The sequence below is a fragment of the Paenibacillus lautus genome (genome assembly GCF_050482385.1).
GTDB classification, from domain to species: domain Bacteria; phylum Bacillota; class Bacilli; order Paenibacillales; family Paenibacillaceae; genus Paenibacillus_AQ; species Paenibacillus_AQ lautus_B.
In genome coordinates this window covers 530,778-546,911 of record NZ_JBCNHV010000001.1, presented here as the reverse complement: position 1 = coordinate 546,911, position 16,134 = coordinate 530,778, and the positions used below count along the sequence as shown (strand labels likewise).

Below are 16,134 nucleotides of genomic sequence, written 5' to 3'. Positions count from 1 at the left end.
TTAAAAAACCATCATATGAAAAATTCATAATAGATACCGAAAAGAAACCGCCGATCTCGTGGATCCGCGGCTTCTTTTTATTTCACCTGATCAATGGATAGGCTGACTTTATAATTGCCGTATTTCAGAAGCTCTTCCAGAAAGTCATTCAATTCTTTGGGTGAGCTGGCTCGTACTCTTAACCAATAACAGCCTTCACCACTGACGCGGTGGGTTTCGGCGACCATGTCATGTGACTGAACAAAGGATACAAAGGCGGAATGAGCCGTGTTTAACACCATGAACATGGTAATAAACGCATGGACCGTCAGACCGATTTTGTCCGGATTCCAGCGCAGCGTAAAGCCTTCAATGACACCTAGATCCTGCAGCTTCCGAACACGGGCCCCGACGGCTTGACCTGTCAAATGTACCTGCTGTCCGATGGCTTTGTGAGACAGACTTGCATCCTCCAGCAGGTGATGTAATATGCGAAGATCGACTTCGTCGAGTTCATGAGCGCTTGGCATGGTCATTTCCTTTCACGATGAAAGTGAGTTCCCCTAATTCCTTTCACGAAGCTGTAGGCGGGAATATTAGCATTATCTATAATAGGTTCAGAACCATATTAAATGAAACAAAGGGGAAATGAAAGTGAAACTTCAGCTTATACGTAATGCTACGTTAAGAATACAGTATGCCAATCTTGAACTGCTGGTCGATCCGATGTTTAGCGATGCCAAGGCGAACCCGCCGGTCATCAACTCCGCGAATGATAGACGGAATCCGCTTGTACCGCTCCCGTTCTCCATGGCTGACAAGCTTCATCCGGACGTGGTGCTGGTTACGCATCTGCACCTGGATCACTGGGATCAAGCTGCTATGGATGCACTGCCAAAGACGACACCGATCCTGTGTCAACCAGGGGATGAGGATACCTTGGGATCGCAAGGCTTTGCGTCCGTAACGGCAGTTCAGGAAACCCTGGAATATGAAGGGGTTACGATAATCCGAACCGGCGGTCATCATGGCACGGGTGAGATCGGTCAGATGATGGGGCAGGTATCCGGTTTTATTTTGAAAGCAGAAGGACAGCCGACCCTGTATATCGCAGGCGATACCATCTGGTGTGATGAAGTGAAAGAAGTTTTGGATGCCCACAAGCCTGATATGACGGTGGTCAACGCCGGCGGTGCCCGGTTTCTCACAGGAGATCCGATCATCATGGATGAGGACGATGTGATCGAACTGCTGCGTCATGCTCCCTATACGAAGGCGGTTGCGGTCCATATGGAAGCCATCAACCACTGTCTTGTGACAAGAGAGGAGTTATCTGGTCGTCTGGCAGCGGAAGGTCTGCGCGCACAAATTGAAATTCCGCAGGATGGCGAATGGGTCGAATGGAAAGCGTAATACGCAACAGCTCGGCATGGCAGAGGGAAAAGCTAGCTGTCGGCCGATGGTTTCAGAAGTTTCGAGGCAGTCCGAACATGATATAATCTCTATGCAGGGGGGCTGTCCCAAAAGATCTTAGATCTTGCGGGAGGCCCCCTTCTTGCTGTTAGAAGACCGAATCTTTGCGAGTGCCTATCCCGGCGGAGGCCGGAGACGGTATCGGGGTCCAGCATGATCGCGATATACCCGCTGCTGTTTGCGAGCAACATTCTGGTAGATTCGTCGACGATGCCGAAATGGACGGGCATGCTCATCGATCTGAACCCGATCAGCATGGCGGCAACCACGGTCAGAGGACTGATGAACGGCACGGCAACCATGCCTGTGATTTTGATCGGAATCGGGGTCTGTGTGGTGATTATCGCTATTTTCGCCCCACTTACGCTGTATCTGTATCAGACAAAAAACGAGCGGTAAGAGGCACAAAAAAAAACAGGTTTGCATGAGCATGCAGCCTGGTTTTTCATCTATGTATCGTCGTTATGGTTGATGTGAATCGTATAGGTATTTTTGGACCCACGATAAATACACAATACTACAACGGAAAGTATAAGTCTATATTTTTTTCGGGAAACCCCTATACTTAAAGCTATTCTTTAGCAAAGAGGGGGAATTTCCGAATGCTGAATCCAAGCGAAAGCGAAGAGCGGGAATATCTAGCGTTTGTATTAAAGGAGCTTCATCGAGCATCGGAGGAATTAGAGGGGAAGGTGTCTGATTCGTACAAGGATATCATTGAAGCGAAGAAATATCTGTGGGTGAACATGGCCCAATTGGATGCGGCAGAACGGGCGGCCAACCGGGTTGATATCTCCTTGTCGATTGATACGGGAGAGAAGACGGTGGCCAGGCTGCAAAAGATTCGGAAACTGCTCGCCTCGCCGTATTTTGGCAGGGTCGATTTCCGAACGAATGAACGAATGGAAGAAGGTGCCTATTATATTGGCATCCATTCCTTCACGAACTCGGAGAGTCAGGAGCATCTGATTTATGATTGGCGCTCGCCGGTGGCAAGCTTGTTTTATGATTACCATGTCGGTCCTGCGTCGTATGAAGCGCCCATGGGCAGGATACAAGGCGAAATTACCGTCAAAAGGCAGTACAAAATCAAAGACGGTCATATGGAATATATGATTGAGAGCTCCATGAACATCAATGACGACGTTCTGCAGAAGGAGCTCAGCAGCACGTCGGACGAGAAGATGAAAAATATTGTGGCTACCATCCAGCAGGAGCAAAATGCCATCATACGAAACGAAACCGCGAATGAGCTGATCATACAGGGGGCGGCAGGCTCAGGCAAAACCTCAGTGGCTCTGCACAGGGTAGCTTTTCTGTTGTACCGCCATAAGGAGACCTTGACTTCCAGCAACGTGCTCATTATATCCCCCCATAAAGTGTTCTCCGATTATATATCCAACGTTCTGCCAGAGCTTGGCGAAGAGAAAATCATGGAGGTTACGATGGAGGAGCTTGCTGCCAAAGAGCTGGGAGGATTATGTCAGTTTCAGACCTTCTCCGAACAGGTGGACGAAATCGTGAGCGCCCATGACGAGCAGGTCATTGAACGGATCCGGTATAAGGCCGGCATGCACTTTGTGCACGAGCTGGAGGCTTATATGAAATATGCCGATGAGCAGTTCTTCCTGCCTGCGGATATTCAGCTGAAGGGCGTATGTATTGTGGCTTCGGAGATCAGGGACATTTACCTTGGCATCATGACCATGCCGCTCAGGCAGCGCTTGGAGAAGACGACCTCCATCCTGTCAGGCCGGGCTCGTACGGAGGATGGAGAGAGGCTGACAGCCGCAGAAGCCAAAAAAGTCAAAACCGCGATCAAGAAAATGTTCAAATTTCAAAATGCCCTCAGCATGTACAAGGAATTCTTCTCGCATAGGAACAAACCGGATATGTTCATCATGAACGGAAGGAACACGATCGAGTATGCGGACGTTTTTCCGCTGCTGTATCTCAAAATGTATTTGGAGGGAAGCACGTCATACGATATGGTGAAGCATCTGCTGGTCGATGAAATGCAGGATTATACACCGATTCAGTATGCCGTACTCTCCAGATGGTTTTCGTGCAAAAAAACGATTCTTGGGGACAGCAATCAGTCGGTCAACGTATATACGTCCACTTCACTGCATGATATCAAGGGTGTGTTTCCACATGCCGATACGATTGAGTTGTTAAAAAGCTATCGCTCCACGCTGGAGATCATGGGACTTGCGAAGCGGATCCATCCGGGCAGCACCATGATTCCCGTGGAGCGGCATGGAGAAGAACCGCAGGTGATCCGGTGTCATGACGCCCGGCAGGAACTGGAGTTCATACAAGATCTTAGCCGCCGCTTTTTAGATTCCGGAATGCAGACGATGGGGATCCTATGCAAAACGTCTTTGCAGGCCCGGCAGGTGTATGAGTCCATCAGGGGGCTTCAGGGCAGCGTGAATCTGCTCGATTTTAGCAGCGACCGCTTTCAGGATGGGATAACGATCACCTTCGCCCATATGGCCAAGGGCCTGGAATTCGATCAGGTTATCGTTCCTTTTGCGGACGCCGAAAACTATCGCTCCGAGATGGATCGAAGCTTACTCTACATTGCTTGTACCCGGGCCATGCATAAGCTATCGCTGACCTATTCGGGCGAGCCGGCACCTTGGTTGGCCGTGTGAGCGGGAGCCGAAAATCAGGATAGCGTCATCCATAGGAACACTTTTTGAAAAAGTCGCGACCGATGTTTGCGGCTTTTTTTCTTTAGATGATTGGAGTGAAATTACATTTCAACCATTTTTAATGGATTGATAAAAATCTGGGGGCAACAGCGATCGGAAGAATAATCCGTATAGTAGTGATGCTCGGGCTGAGAATCTTTAGTTCAACTTATATAGTATGTCTAAATTTGATGCCGGTTAGGAAGGAGGACTGATTTATTTCTAGAAGCTATTAATATGGGAGTATCACAGCAAACGTATGGAAGGAGGAACGTAACGGGCGAATCAATCCAATAACGGGACAGGAAGTGATATGGGATATTGGACTCTCATCGAATACTCGGAGATTTTTTCAGGAAGACGTGGCCGTTTTATGTATTGTCGATTTGCTGCCATTTGGTAGCCAACATCATTCAGGTGAATTTCCCAAGGGTGCTGGGCCATTTTACGGATGAACTGAAGGATGGTTTATTGTCTGTCGATGGCATCGTACGCTACAGTTGGACGCTGCTGGGAATCGGCGTCGGCTTTGCCGTCATCGGCGGCATCGGCCAGTTTCTGGTGATGTACACGGGACGGTATTTCGAATTTATGAACCGGCGCCGATTGTTTGTCCACTTTACGGGGCTCAGTGAGCGATTTTATTCCAAGAATGGTGTTGGCAAGCTGCTAAGTTATTTCATGAATGATGTGACGACAGTAAGGGAAGCGATCTCGATGGGGATCAATCAGACGGCAAACTCCTCCATCCTGCTGGTCTCCACGATCGTCATGCTGCTGATAACGAACGTACCGCTGTATCTGGTGGCTGCGAGCATTGCTCCCTTGCTGCTGATTCCGGTAATTGTCGTTTGGCTCGGGCCGATTATCAGGAGAAGATCGCTGCAGGTACAGGAAGCGCTGGGTTTGATGACAGAATCCGCAGAGGAGCAGTTTGGCGGGATCCGTGTCACCAAGAAGTTCGCGGTGGAAGACACGATGAAGCGGCGCTTTGGGACGACGGTGGACCGCATCCGGGACAAGCAGCTGCGGCTGGTTCGCGTGTCATCGCTCTTTCAATCGATCATTCCGTTTCTGGGTGCCACCTCACTCATTATCGCCCTCTTATTCGGAGGTTATCTGACGATTCTGGGACGCATTACGGTCGGAAACTTTGTCGCATTGACGCTTTACATTCGCATGCTGATGAATCCGCTGCAGCAGATCGGCAATGTCATTAATGTCGTTCAGCGCGCGAGAGCTTCGCTTGACCGATTGAACGGCCTGCTTGGCAAGCAGGCCGACATTAAGGAACTGCCTGGCGCCATGGAGCTGAATCAGGTGATTCCAGGCATCGAAGTGCGTGATTTATCCTTTTCCTACGATGATGTGAATGGTCAAGAGGAGGGGGCAAGACAGGTTCTGCGCGGCATTCAATTGAATGTTCCGCCTGGATCGACGCTGGGCATCATTGGCCGAACGGGAAGCGGCAAGACTACGCTGATGAAGCTGCTGCTGCGTACCTATGACCCGCCTCCGGGGAAAGTGCTGATCGGGGGTATGGATATTCGGAAGCTTACATTAAAAAGCCTTCGCGAAGGGATCGCCTATGTTCCCCAGGATGGCTTCCTGTTCAGTTCGACCATCCGCGAGAATATTGCCTTCTTTAAACGGGACACGGAGTCGGCTGTCGTTGAGGAAGCAGCGCGAAAAGCACGGGTGTATGACAACATCGCGGAGTTTCCGGATAAGTTCGAAACCCGCCTAGGGGAGCGCGGCATTACGCTTTCCGGAGGTCAGCGGCAGCGGACAAGCCTTGCACGGGGAATGATCAAGGATGCACCTATCCTCATTCTGGATGATAGCGTAAGCGCTGTCGACGCGGTGACGGAGACCGAAATCATGGAGACGATCCGGGATATCCGCGCTGGGAAGACCACGATCATTATTGCCCACCGGATCAGTGCATTGAAACATGCCGATGAGATCATCGTCCTCGATCAGGGAGAGATTGTTCAGCGGGGTACGCATGAAGAACTGCTGTCGAAGGACGGACTGTACCGGACGCTGCATGACATTCAGGAAGAGGGGATGAGGCATCATGGCACAGGCCATTAACAATTGGCAGCTGGACCAGAAGGCGGATCTGAATGCTCCTCAGTCCAAGCCCAAGTATATATCCACATTCCGTGCTTTATCGGGTTATATGAAGGAATATCGGCTGATCTTTGCCGGGTTTATCGGCTGCACCTTGATTGCCATATCGGCAGAGCTGCTGCAGCCGTACCTGATGAAAATCGCAATCGATGATAATCTGATGGTCGGCAAGAACGATTTTCGAAGCCTGATGGTCATATGCGGTATTTATTTTTTGTTATCGCTGCTCAGTATGGTGTTCACCTATTTGCAAAATAATTTGCTGCAAAAGGCGGGGCAGAGCATTGTAGCGAGCATTCGCAAACGGCTGTTTGCCCATATCTCCAAGCTGTCGATGTCTTATTTCGATAAAGTGCCGAGCGGCAGCTTGATTACGCATGTGTCCAGTGATACCGAAGCGATTAATCAGTTTTTTAACCAGGTGCTGCTCAGCCTGTTCCGCGACGGCTTCACCTTGATCTTCATTCTGGTCTTGATGTTTCAGCTGGATGTCACGCTGACCTTATACTGCTTGATCCTGCTGCCGATCATTGCGGGGATCGCCATTGCGTTTCGGCGTTATATGCGCCACACCTATCAGATGGCCAGAACCCGGTTATCCCGGCTGGTGGCCTTTGTAGCCGAGAATCTATCGGGGATGAATCTGATTCAAGTGTTCCATCAGCAGAAGGAGCAGGAGAAGCAGTTCGAGGAACGGAACGGCTCTTATTTCAAGGCCAACATTCGGGAGATCCGGACGAATGTGCTGTTTAACCGCTCCTACGAAATATTGAACAACTTGGCGATTGCGTTCGTGACGTGGCTCGGCGGACAAGCCGTCCTGGGGACGACGCTGGAGTTCGGCGTGCTGTATGCCTTTATAACGTATATCCGTTTATTCTTCCAGCCGATCAACACGATCACCCAGCAGTGGAATACGCTGCAATCGGCGACGGTGGCGATTAATCGGATATGGGGTCTCCTGGCGATTCAGCCAGAGGTTACCGACCAACGCAAGCCGGTGACCATTGAGAAAGCAAAAGTTGAGGGACGCGTTGACTTTGACCGGATCACGTTCGGTTACGAAGGCGGGGCGCCGGTCATTCAGGACCTGGATCTCCATATCAACCCCGGAGAGATGATCGGGATCGTCGGAACCACCGGAGCGGGAAAAAGCTCGCTCATCAGTCTCCTGTGCCGGTTCTATGATGTGAACGAAGGAAGCATTCGGATTGATGGAATAGACATTAGGGAGCTGGCACAGCCCGATCTGCACCGGCTGGTAGGCCTTGTTCAGCAGGAGCCGTATCTATACTCCGGCACGGTGCTGGACAATGTACGGTTGTTCGATGAGACCATCTCGAGGGAACGGGTGATCGAGGCTTGCCGATTTATCGGTGCGGATTCGATCATCATGAGGATGAAGGAAGGCTATGATACCCGGTTGTCGGAGCGGGGCAGCGGCTTGTCCGCCGGTGAGCGGCAGCTGATCTCCTTCGCCCGGATTATCGTGTTCCAGCCCAAGATTCTCATTCTTGACGAAGCGACGGCCAATCTGGACTCGCACACGGAGCAACTGATCCAAAACGCCCTTCAACTCGTGGCGGAGGGGCGAACGACCCTTGTCATTGCCCATCGCCTATCTACCATCATGGGGGCGGACCGGATTTTGGTCATGAGCAGAGGGCGGATTGTGGAGCAAGGCACGCATCAGGAACTGCTGGACTCCCATGGGTATTATGAGGAGCTGTATCTTCACTCCCAAGGACAGAAGCAGGAGCATGAGGCTGCCGATTCATTGTATCGTACAAGATAACGGCGTCAGATTCTTTGCCAGAGGGCGGGGCTTACATTAGCTCTGTCCTCTTTTTTATGGAGCGGCTGATTATGGTAGCCGTATTTATAAGGCGCATGTCAACAAGTCAATGAAGTTCAGAGCCGTTCTGGAGACGTGATGATCCCTCAACCAGATCAAGGCTGTGGAAGCCGCAGCCGGGGTGTCCTTGATTTTGAAGGCATGAACCGATGCTGGCAAATGCTGCTTGACCAGCGTTTCGGGAACAATCGCCACGCCAAAACCCGAAGCGACCAAACGCAGCAACAGCGAAATGTCGGAGCATTCGGCTGCGATGTTCGGTTGGAGTTTCTGTTCCGAGAATGCCATCTGGATCGTATAATACACGCCCAATCCTTCCGTGCTTGGCAGAATGAGCGGATACTGCGCAATATGAGGGAGGGTTATTTCTTGTTCGATGGATGGCTCAGAGGTGAGCATATAAAAAGGCTCCGTCTGCAGATGAAGGATCGAGAAATCATCCAATTCGAGCGGCAGGCGGACGATCGCTAATTCGAGCGACCGGTTTCTCACGAGCTCACAGAGCTGATACGACTCGTTCTGCTGAATTTTATATGAAACTTGGGGATATCTTGCTTTGAACTCCTGCAGCCATGACGGTAGTTCTACCGAAGATAATGTATTGATGCCAAGACTCAGTGTTCCCTTATCACCGTTCCCGACCTCTTTAACCTCGGCTTTGGCTTCTTCCATGAGCTGGGTCATCTGGAGCGCATATTTATACAGTGTTTTACCTGATTCGGTGATTTCGAGCCGCTTGCCTCTACGATATACCAAGACGGACCCGAGCTCTTCCTCCATCGCTTTCAGCTGCTGACTGAGAGGCGGCTGGGATATATGAAGCCGGTTGGCGGCAAGCGAGATCGTACCTTCCTCGACGATGGCAATAAAATACCGGAGCTGTCTGATGTCCATAGGTTGAAACAACCCTCCTCTTGTATATGAAAAACCTTAGTAAATTCAATTTTTTAAGTATTTTTCATATGGTTCTGTCTCATGTTAGCATACCAATATACACGATAGAAAGAGGAGGGAGCATTGAGTGCTGCGTTTATCAGCGATTCTATTGATCCTTTTCCTGTCGTCCTGTCAACCTAATCCGGAGAAAGAAGAGGTGCAGAATATGGATCGTGAACTCATTGAATATGCCGAGCAAGGCAATACGGAGCAAGTACGCCAGCTTCTTCAAGCCGGCGCAAACATCAATGCGACGGATGAGCAGGGAAGAACAGCGGTAATGGCTGCAACCTACCGCAATCATGTCGGAACGGTAGAGGCTTTGATCCAGGCTGGCGCTGATATCAATATTCGAGATCAGCAACTGAATAATGTATTTTTGTATGCCGGTGCAGAAGGAATGATGGACATTTTACGGTTGGCGATCGAAGCCGATGCGGATGTGACATTGACCAACCGTTATGGCGGGACGGCTCTCATACCGGCCTCCGACCGCGGACATGTGGAGATTGTTCAAGAGCTGCTGACCCGGACCGACATCGATGTGAACCATATGAATAACTTGAACTGGACCGCGCTGCTGGAGGCTGTCATTCTCGGTGACGGCAGTGAGAATTATCAGCGCATCGTGAAGCTGTTGCTGGAGCATGGGGCGGACGCTGGGCTTCTCGACGGGAATGGCGTAACTCCCCTGCAGCATGCCAGGGAGCGGGGATACCAAGAGATCGAGCGCATCTTACTGGACGCCATAAACGAAGAGCAAGGCAAATAAGGCAGGTATAAGCGAGAAAGGGATGAACGCTATGAATGAACAGAGCACTGCATATTGGCTGCTGCATGTCCGTCTGGAGACGGGTTACCGCTACGAGGATGACGTCGTGATCGGAACCGAAACGGGGCTTTTTCATGTGAAAATAGAGAATGGAGCTTTCTCCGAGATCCGCCCTGCGGATGCTTTGCCTGATACATTATTGCCGACACGGGACATGAACGGGGATCTGATGCTCCCATCATTTAGGGATATGCATATCCACCTGGACAAAACCTATTATGGAGGCCCATGGAAGGCACCGAGCCGTCCGGCTCACGGGATCTTCAGCCGAATCGAGGAGGAAGAGAGGCTGCTTCCGGAGCTTCTTCCCACCGCCAAGGAAAGAGCGGAGGGACTGCTTGATCTGCTGCTGCGCTACGGATCTACCCATATTCGCTCCCATTGCAATGTGGATCCTGTTGTCGGCTTGAGAAATTTGGAGGCCACCTTACAGGCGGTTGAAGGGTACAAGGAGAAAGCTTTTGTTGAGATTGTAGCATTTCCTCAGCACGGCTTGCTTCGCAGCCAGTCCGTATCCCTGGTCAGGGATGCGCTCCGGAACGGAGCAGCGCTTGTTGGTGGTCTGGATCCCACAACGGTGGATGAGAATATGGAAAAATCACTGAACACCGTGATGGAGCTGGCTGTTGAAGCCAACGCCGGCATTGACCTGCACCTGCATGAGTCGTCGCATGTCGGGCTGAATACCTTTAAGCGCGTGGCTGATCTTACAGAAGAAGCGGGTTGGAACGGGAGAGTCACGCTTAGCCATGCGCTAGCTTTCGCGGACGTCTCACCAAGCGAAGTGGATGAAGTGGCGATACGGTTGGCGGATCTGGGTATTTCGGTCACCTCTTCCGTACCGCTTGGCCGAACCATTCCGATCCCGCAGCTGCACCGCCGCGGCGTAGATATCTCGCTTGGGCAAGACAGCATAATGGACCATTGGTCCCCGTTCGGCAAAGGGGATAACCTGGACAAAGCGGGCACGCTGGCCGAACGCTTCCATATGTCCGATGAGCGTTCGCTCGGACAGGCTCTCGGGTTTATTACGGGAGGCGTGACGCCGTTAGACCAGAACGGTCGCTATGCTTGGCCTAACGTTGGGGATGCGGCGGATGCGGTGATTGTAGAAGCCAGCTGCTCCGCAGAAGCCGTTGCCAGACGGTCACGCCGCCGGGCCGTGCTGTTCAAAGGAAAGCCAGTTTACGAATCATGTTAAAGAAACAGCCGCTGCCTGCCGGACTTTTCCGGTGTGCAGCGGCTGTTGTTGGTTATGGGGTTTACAGCTGCTCCGTATCATCATGAGGATCATCCTTTACGCTGCCTGAAGGTCAAGACTCTATTGAGGAACACTTTTGACAACGAACCGGTCTCCTGCCCTGTTCGGATTGGAAGGTATGGAAGTAACGCTTAAATTTTGAAGCATAATGCCACCGTCATCGGCTGTGAGTTTTGGACTTTTCCCATTGACACGACAACGGGAGAAGACGACAGGAGATAACCGTGCCATTGTGGCAAGTGCGCCATTGATTTGTGGTGCTTCAACGATCCACTCCGCAGAAGTCTGCGGACCGTTGTAGCGTTGTAATGTTCGAAAGGTCCAGTTCCGGGATATGTTTCGAAGGCAGATTAACCAGTTAGAACCGCTGCGCTTGGTGATGCTGGCATGCATGCGGTCACCCGGCTGAATCGGCAGTGGAATGATCGTAACCGAGGCGGGGAGAATCTCCCACCATGCATAATAGTAAGCCTTGCCGTCTATGAATTCATGACCCGTTCCGGTCTGTATCAGATTGCTGTTGCGGAACCCGTCGATTCCGATCCATGCAGAGGAATAGGTCGCTGAACGGCTTGGACGAACAAACGGCACATTCCATTTGGCGGATATCCGTTTGAAGGCCCCTTTTTTTCCTGTGACGCTGTATCCGCTCCAATTGCTTGAAATCCATCCGATGTTACGACGCGGCTTGGCTGAAGTGTCAAGTTGGCATGCGTGATTCCACTTATCTATCGTGAGAATCCCCATATCTTCACCGCCTTTACTAGATTGATAGTATATCTAATGAAGAATCGGTAGATTTGGTATGGGTTTTCTGTTAGAAAGTTTGTTTAGATCTTGGTGTACCCATGAAGAGAGCTAGAGGAGTCCGGCAATTTCATGGGGCTCGAAATCGTATTTGCTGCCGCAAATATGGCAGACAAGTTCAATCGGTTCTGCTTTCATAACAGCGTACTTCAAATCTTTCTTTTCTAGTGAATGAAGTATGGGGTATAACCCTTCTTTTGAACAGCCACAGAAATGTTGAATCGGGATGCTCCCGACAATCTCTATGTCTTTGAAAATCTTGCCGGGTATCTGCATGAGACCGTTGGATTTATCCGCCAAAATGTACTGATGCATTCTGAGCTCCTTTTTTATCTGCTGAATCCGATGCGAGGGGCAGCCGGGAAGAAGTTGAACCATGATGCCTCTACTTAAAACAATTTTATCGTTCTCATTAAATTGGATATAACTGTAGAACTCGGTGGATGTTTGTTCGCTTTGTTGATAGTAATGTGACAAGTCATCTATGATGTTACGATAAGGCATATCCGTAATTCCGGTGAACAAGCTGTTCATGCCTAAATCCTTCGTTATATGAATGCTGCCCTTATCACCGACTATTTGTTTAAGATGTATATGATTCAGCTGATCCGGGGTTATGTGTACCAGTTCATCACTGAGGTATCCCCGTACATTCCCCATGCTGTCTACATCAGCAAAAATTTTATGACGCGCATTACTAAACTTGATTTTTAAGCTTAATCTTTGGTTGTCTTTTAGTGTTCCTATAATCAGACAAGCGGAGGTTATGGTTTGTCCCCATGCTGTTTTGAGCAGTTTGTGCATCGACGGGGGATGGCACATATCGTTAAGAAGTTCAGTATTCTCTACAAACAAAATGCGCACTTGATGATTGTAGGCTAAAGTTTGTAGTACGAAGTTTCCATTCTGCATTGAATCCTACAGTCCTTTCTGATGGTATTTACTGTTGAAAAGTAGTTGGATCGTATTATTTGCAGTATAATTCCTGACGTAGCGTCAGGTGCAAGAGGGAACAAAGCTTCTTACATTATGATTGAGTCGAATCGTTCAACTATTCTTGGGAGGGGATCGTATCCGTAAGCGAAATTGGAAAGTCGGTGAACTTGCGAAGCGCACAGGGATAACCGTTCGAACGCTGCACCATTATGATCAAATCGGGCTATTTTCCCCCTCGGAAAATACGGAAGCGGGTCACCGTCTCTATACCGAAGACGACGTAGCTAAACTGCATCAAATCATGACCTTGAAGCAGTTAGGATTCTCATTGGAGGATATCAAATTAACCATGAATGAATCGGGACATTCTCTTAGAGATATGATGGATATTCAGCTCGCTCAATTGAACGATCAAATCGAATTTTTGACGGAGCTGCGTAGTCGAATCGAGGGAATCGATAAGTTGTTCCTATCAGGAGAACACGTGTCTAGTGAGCGTTTATTGATGGCGATTCTGTTGATGAGGATGACGGAGAGTCGGCATTTTAAAGCACCGCAATCCGAAGAGATGAAGAAATGGTTCAGCCTGGTGAAAGAAAACGAACTGGAGGAATTGCAGGCTGAAGGGGCTCGGCTTCTTTCCGAATTTCGAAGGTTATATGAGAAGGGCATGGCACCACATGAGGACGAGGTGAGGATATTGGCGAAGATTTGGAGTGAAAAGATGTCGTCATGGGTTCATATAAATGAAGAGTTTATTCATTCAGCAGAGCAGTACTATGCGGAGTATCCGGATGATGCATTATCCTATGGGATGGACGGAGAATTGTACAATTTTATCAAACAAGCGGTGGACGTTAAGGGAGATGCCGTAAGGCAAAAACAAACAGGATCATCGCTCCTAAAGAAGTGATGGTTCGTACATGATTCCATGGCACCCAGCGTCTCAGGTAGTTAATCCATACCTCGTCTCCGGCACCGCTACCTGGGTCAACCGCGGCCAGTGCGTCGTTTAGCGGGACGTTGAACGCCATCGTTACGATGAATCCCGCTAAATAAAGCAGGCTGGCGGCAAGCAAGTACAACGAGCCGGGTTCCCCCCAGCGCATGATGGATAAGACCGCAAGCACGATACTGGTTAATGCAGTACCTGTAAACAATGTGCCGAACAAAGGATTGAGAATGGTGGCATTGATGGACTGCATGGCATGAATCCCCTGTTCATTGGGAATCCGGGCTAGCGCTGTCATTATAAAAGACGAGAAAGCGAAAAACAGCCCGGCTATGAGTCCCGATCCTGTTACCGAGAATAAAGCCAACAAAAAAATCAAGCGGTCACTCATGGATGGATACCTCCAATGTCATAGGTTATTACTGATATAGTTCCAGTATATTCATTTAATTGTTTGTACATACAAATATAATTGGATTTCCATCAAAAGTAAAGACCTAAACATGCAGGAAATTATAATCAATCAATAGACTCGAAACTTTATATTAATATTTTCTATTTCTGGTAATTAGTTCATTGTTCCACCCGTTATGAAAATAAAGAATACGATGAGAAAATGCAGAAGGAATGGCTGTTGCAGGTCGTTTTCAAATGGAGTGGCCTATTTGTCACGAAAAAAAGTTCAGAATATCCCCACTATTTTCAAAATAGAGTTATATATACGCTCTCGTAAGCGTATACAAAATTTGGATAATATATCAAATTGCTGCAGCCAAAAGGAGGGATTCGTATGAAGTCAGGCAAGAGGGGTTTTTGGCTAGTAACGACGGCTTTATTAAGCGTTTCTTTGTTATTCGGTTGTACCGGGGGTAAGGGAACCCCAGCCGATACCGGCGAGCCGGAGCCGGGAAAGGATGGAGAGACAGCCAAGAAAATCATTACCGTGACGTTTCGGGATGACGGAATCGGCGAGAACGGAGCGTTCTATAAATGGCTCAAGGAAGTATCGGCTAGCTACCCCGACAAAAGCGTAGAGATTAAGCCGACACCGATTCAGGCATCGGAAGGCGATTATTTTGCCAAGGTGGCCTTGGCGCTCAAGTCCAAAGATACGGCGCCGGATATCGTGACAGAGGACACCTTTATCCTGAACTCTGATGCAAGCGCAGGTTATCTGGAACCGCTTGACGATAAATTGGCAGCATGGGAAGACTGGGGCAACGGTTCCTTCATTGAAGCGATGAAGAAGGGGGTCACCGCCAGCGATGGCAAGGTGTATGGCGTACCGTACAATACGGATTCCAGGGGCCTCTGGTACAATAAGGACATTTTTAAACAAGCGGGTCTTCCAGAGGATTGGCAGCCTAAGAATTGGGAGGAGGTCTTAAGCACTGCGCGAACGATCAAGGAGAAGGCACCTGACGTTGTGCCGATCTGGATGAACATGGGTAAGGCTACAGGCGAAGCAACCTCCATGCAAACCTATGAAATGCTGCTCTACGGAACGGGCGAAAGGCTGTATGACGATGCCAGCGGCAAATGGATTACGAAAAGCCAGGGTATTCTCGATGCGCTGACCTTTGTGGAGACGGTCAATAAAGAGAAGCTCGGACCGCCGCTCTCCAAAGTATTGAACGGTCAGGCAGGCAACACGGCTTCCCGCGAATACCTGCCGCAGGGCAAGCTGGCGATTTCGCTGGATGGATCCTGGATCACGGGCAACTATATGGAATCAGGCGCGGCGCCATGGCCTGAATACAAAGATGTGCTCGGCTTCGCGCCGATGCCGACCAGCCAAGGGCAGGACCCTGGGTCGATTACGCTAGCCGGAGGGTGGGCGCTGTCGATTCCAAGCAACTCCAAGAACAAAGACGAGGCTTGGGAATTTATCAAGTATGCGTTAAACAAGGAAAATACGCAGAAGCTTGTCATGTCCTCGGGGAATATCACGGTACGTGCTGATGTTGCCAAGGATCCGGAATATACGAAAATGCCGTTCAATGAAATCGCGACCGAATACCTGCAGAATGCAGAATTCAGACCGGCGCAGGAGAAGTATCCGGAAGTGTCGACACAGATCCAGACGATGGTGGAGTCCGTGGCAACGGGAACATCGCCTGCAGATGCCATGAATAAATATGCGCAGGACGTCACCCGCATTGTCGGAGTGGATCATATCTTAGAGAAATAATCGGCTATACGCACAGAACCGGCTTGCTCAAGCGCTCCATTCATTGCGGAGGCTTGGGCAAGCGGTTTTTCAGATCA

General features: G+C 49.8%; 14 protein-coding genes. 9 read left to right on the top strand and 5 right to left on the bottom strand.

What is annotated here, in order from left to right; translation table 11 throughout:
- Positions 1–77: 77 nt before the first annotated feature.
- Positions 78–509 carry an Lrp/AsnC family transcriptional regulator gene (locus tag ABEW73_RS02625; RefSeq protein ID WP_098748274.1) on the bottom strand — a complete coding sequence of 144 codons (432 nt, stop codon included), beginning with the start codon at positions 507–509 and terminating at the stop codon, positions 78–80.
- A gap of 124 nt (positions 510–633) precedes the next feature.
- Between ABEW73_RS02625 and ABEW73_RS02620 the strand changes: the two genes are divergently transcribed.
- From ABEW73_RS02620 to ABEW73_RS02600, 5 genes are all read left to right on the top strand, one after another.
- The gene (locus ABEW73_RS02620; protein WP_430172017.1) at positions 634–1,392 is read left to right on the top strand and encodes an MBL fold metallo-hydrolase; all 759 of its coding nucleotides are present in this window, start codon (positions 634–636) and stop codon (positions 1,390–1,392) included.
- Positions 1,393–1,605: 213 nt separating this feature from the next.
- Positions 1,606–1,851: a hypothetical protein gene (locus ABEW73_RS02615; protein ID WP_430172015.1), complete on the top strand. Its 246-nt coding sequence runs from the start codon at positions 1,606–1,608 to the stop codon at positions 1,849–1,851.
- Positions 1,852–2,054: 203 nt separating this feature from the next.
- Positions 2,055–4,112, top strand: coding sequence for a HelD family protein (locus ABEW73_RS02610; RefSeq protein ID WP_430172013.1), 2,058 nt, complete (start codon positions 2,055–2,057; stop codon positions 4,110–4,112).
- 360 nt (positions 4,113–4,472) lie between these two features.
- The gene (locus ABEW73_RS02605) at positions 4,473–6,248 is read left to right on the top strand and encodes an ABC transporter ATP-binding protein (protein WP_430172012.1); all 1,776 of its coding nucleotides are present in this window, start codon (positions 4,473–4,475) and stop codon (positions 6,246–6,248) included.
- The gene (locus tag ABEW73_RS02600; RefSeq protein WP_430172010.1) at positions 6,232–8,082 is read left to right on the top strand and encodes an ABC transporter ATP-binding protein; all 1,851 of its coding nucleotides are present in this window, start codon (positions 6,232–6,234) and stop codon (positions 8,080–8,082) included. The genes ABEW73_RS02605 and ABEW73_RS02600 overlap by 17 nt, the downstream gene beginning before the upstream one ends.
- Positions 8,083–8,166: 84 nt before the next feature.
- Here the strand turns inward: ABEW73_RS02600 and ABEW73_RS02595 are convergent, their stop codons facing one another.
- Positions 8,167–9,036 carry a LysR family transcriptional regulator gene (locus ABEW73_RS02595; protein WP_430172008.1) on the bottom strand — a complete coding sequence of 290 codons (870 nt, stop codon included), beginning with the start codon at positions 9,034–9,036 and terminating at the stop codon, positions 8,167–8,169.
- Positions 9,037–9,163: 127 nt separating this feature from the next.
- On the opposite strand from ABEW73_RS02595, the gene ABEW73_RS02590 reads away from it, so the two are divergent.
- A complete protein-coding gene (locus ABEW73_RS02590; RefSeq protein ID WP_430172006.1) occupies positions 9,164–9,850 on the top strand; it encodes an ankyrin repeat domain-containing protein in 687 nt (228 codons plus the stop codon).
- A 31-nt stretch (positions 9,851–9,881) separates the two neighbouring features.
- Positions 9,882–11,111, top strand: a complete 1,230-nt coding sequence (locus tag ABEW73_RS02585; protein ID WP_430172004.1) for an amidohydrolase — start codon at positions 9,882–9,884, stop codon at positions 11,109–11,111.
- Between the two features lie 120 nt (positions 11,112–11,231).
- On the opposite strand, the gene ABEW73_RS02580 is transcribed toward ABEW73_RS02585, so the two are convergent.
- Positions 11,232–11,918, bottom strand: coding sequence for a G1 family glutamic endopeptidase (locus tag ABEW73_RS02580; protein WP_430172002.1), 687 nt, complete (start codon positions 11,916–11,918; stop codon positions 11,232–11,234).
- A gap of 111 nt (positions 11,919–12,029) precedes the next feature.
- Positions 12,030–12,890, bottom strand: a complete 861-nt coding sequence (locus tag ABEW73_RS02575; protein ID WP_430172000.1) for an Hsp33 family molecular chaperone HslO — start codon at positions 12,888–12,890, stop codon at positions 12,030–12,032.
- 121 nt (positions 12,891–13,011) lie between these two features.
- Here ABEW73_RS02575 and ABEW73_RS02570 point away from each other — a divergent pair, with 121 nt between their 5' ends.
- Positions 13,012–13,827, top strand: coding sequence for a MerR family transcriptional regulator (locus ABEW73_RS02570; protein WP_430171998.1), 816 nt, complete (start codon positions 13,012–13,014; stop codon positions 13,825–13,827).
- On the opposite strand, the gene ABEW73_RS02565 is transcribed toward ABEW73_RS02570, so the two are convergent.
- Positions 13,772–14,257: a DUF1772 domain-containing protein gene (locus tag ABEW73_RS02565; RefSeq protein WP_430171996.1), complete on the bottom strand. Its 486-nt coding sequence runs from the start codon at positions 14,255–14,257 to the stop codon at positions 13,772–13,774. The genes ABEW73_RS02570 and ABEW73_RS02565 overlap by 56 nt on opposite strands.
- 399 nt (positions 14,258–14,656) lie before the next feature.
- On the opposite strand from ABEW73_RS02565, the gene ABEW73_RS02560 reads away from it, so the two are divergent.
- A complete protein-coding gene (locus ABEW73_RS02560; RefSeq protein ID WP_430171993.1) occupies positions 14,657–16,057 on the top strand; it encodes an ABC transporter substrate-binding protein in 1,401 nt (466 codons plus the stop codon).
- Positions 16,058–16,134: the final 77 nt, after the last annotated feature.

Coding starts and splice junctions, on each gene's coding strand:
- ABEW73_RS02625 (WP_098748274.1), bottom strand. CDS start 509: ATGCCAAGCGCTCATGAACTCGACGAAGTCGATCTTCGCATATTACAT.
- ABEW73_RS02615 (WP_430172015.1), top strand. CDS start 1,606: ATGATCGCGATATACCCGCTGCTGTTTGCGAGCAACATTCTGGTAGAT.
- ABEW73_RS02610 (WP_430172013.1), top strand. CDS start 2,055: ATGCTGAATCCAAGCGAAAGCGAAGAGCGGGAATATCTAGCGTTTGTA.
- ABEW73_RS02600 (WP_430172010.1), top strand. CDS start 6,232: ATGGCACAGGCCATTAACAATTGGCAGCTGGACCAGAAGGCGGATCTG.
- ABEW73_RS02595 (WP_430172008.1), bottom strand. CDS start 9,036: ATGGACATCAGACAGCTCCGGTATTTTATTGCCATCGTCGAGGAAGGT.
- ABEW73_RS02585 (WP_430172004.1), top strand. CDS start 9,882: ATGAATGAACAGAGCACTGCATATTGGCTGCTGCATGTCCGTCTGGAG.
- ABEW73_RS02580 (WP_430172002.1), bottom strand. CDS start 11,918: ATGGGGATTCTCACGATAGATAAGTGGAATCACGCATGCCAACTTGAC.
- ABEW73_RS02575 (WP_430172000.1), bottom strand. CDS start 12,890: ATGCAGAATGGAAACTTCGTACTACAAACTTTAGCCTACAATCATCAA.
- ABEW73_RS02565 (WP_430171996.1), bottom strand. CDS start 14,257: ATGAGTGACCGCTTGATTTTTTTGTTGGCTTTATTCTCGGTAACAGGA.
- ABEW73_RS02560 (WP_430171993.1), top strand. CDS start 14,657: ATGAAGTCAGGCAAGAGGGGTTTTTGGCTAGTAACGACGGCTTTATTA.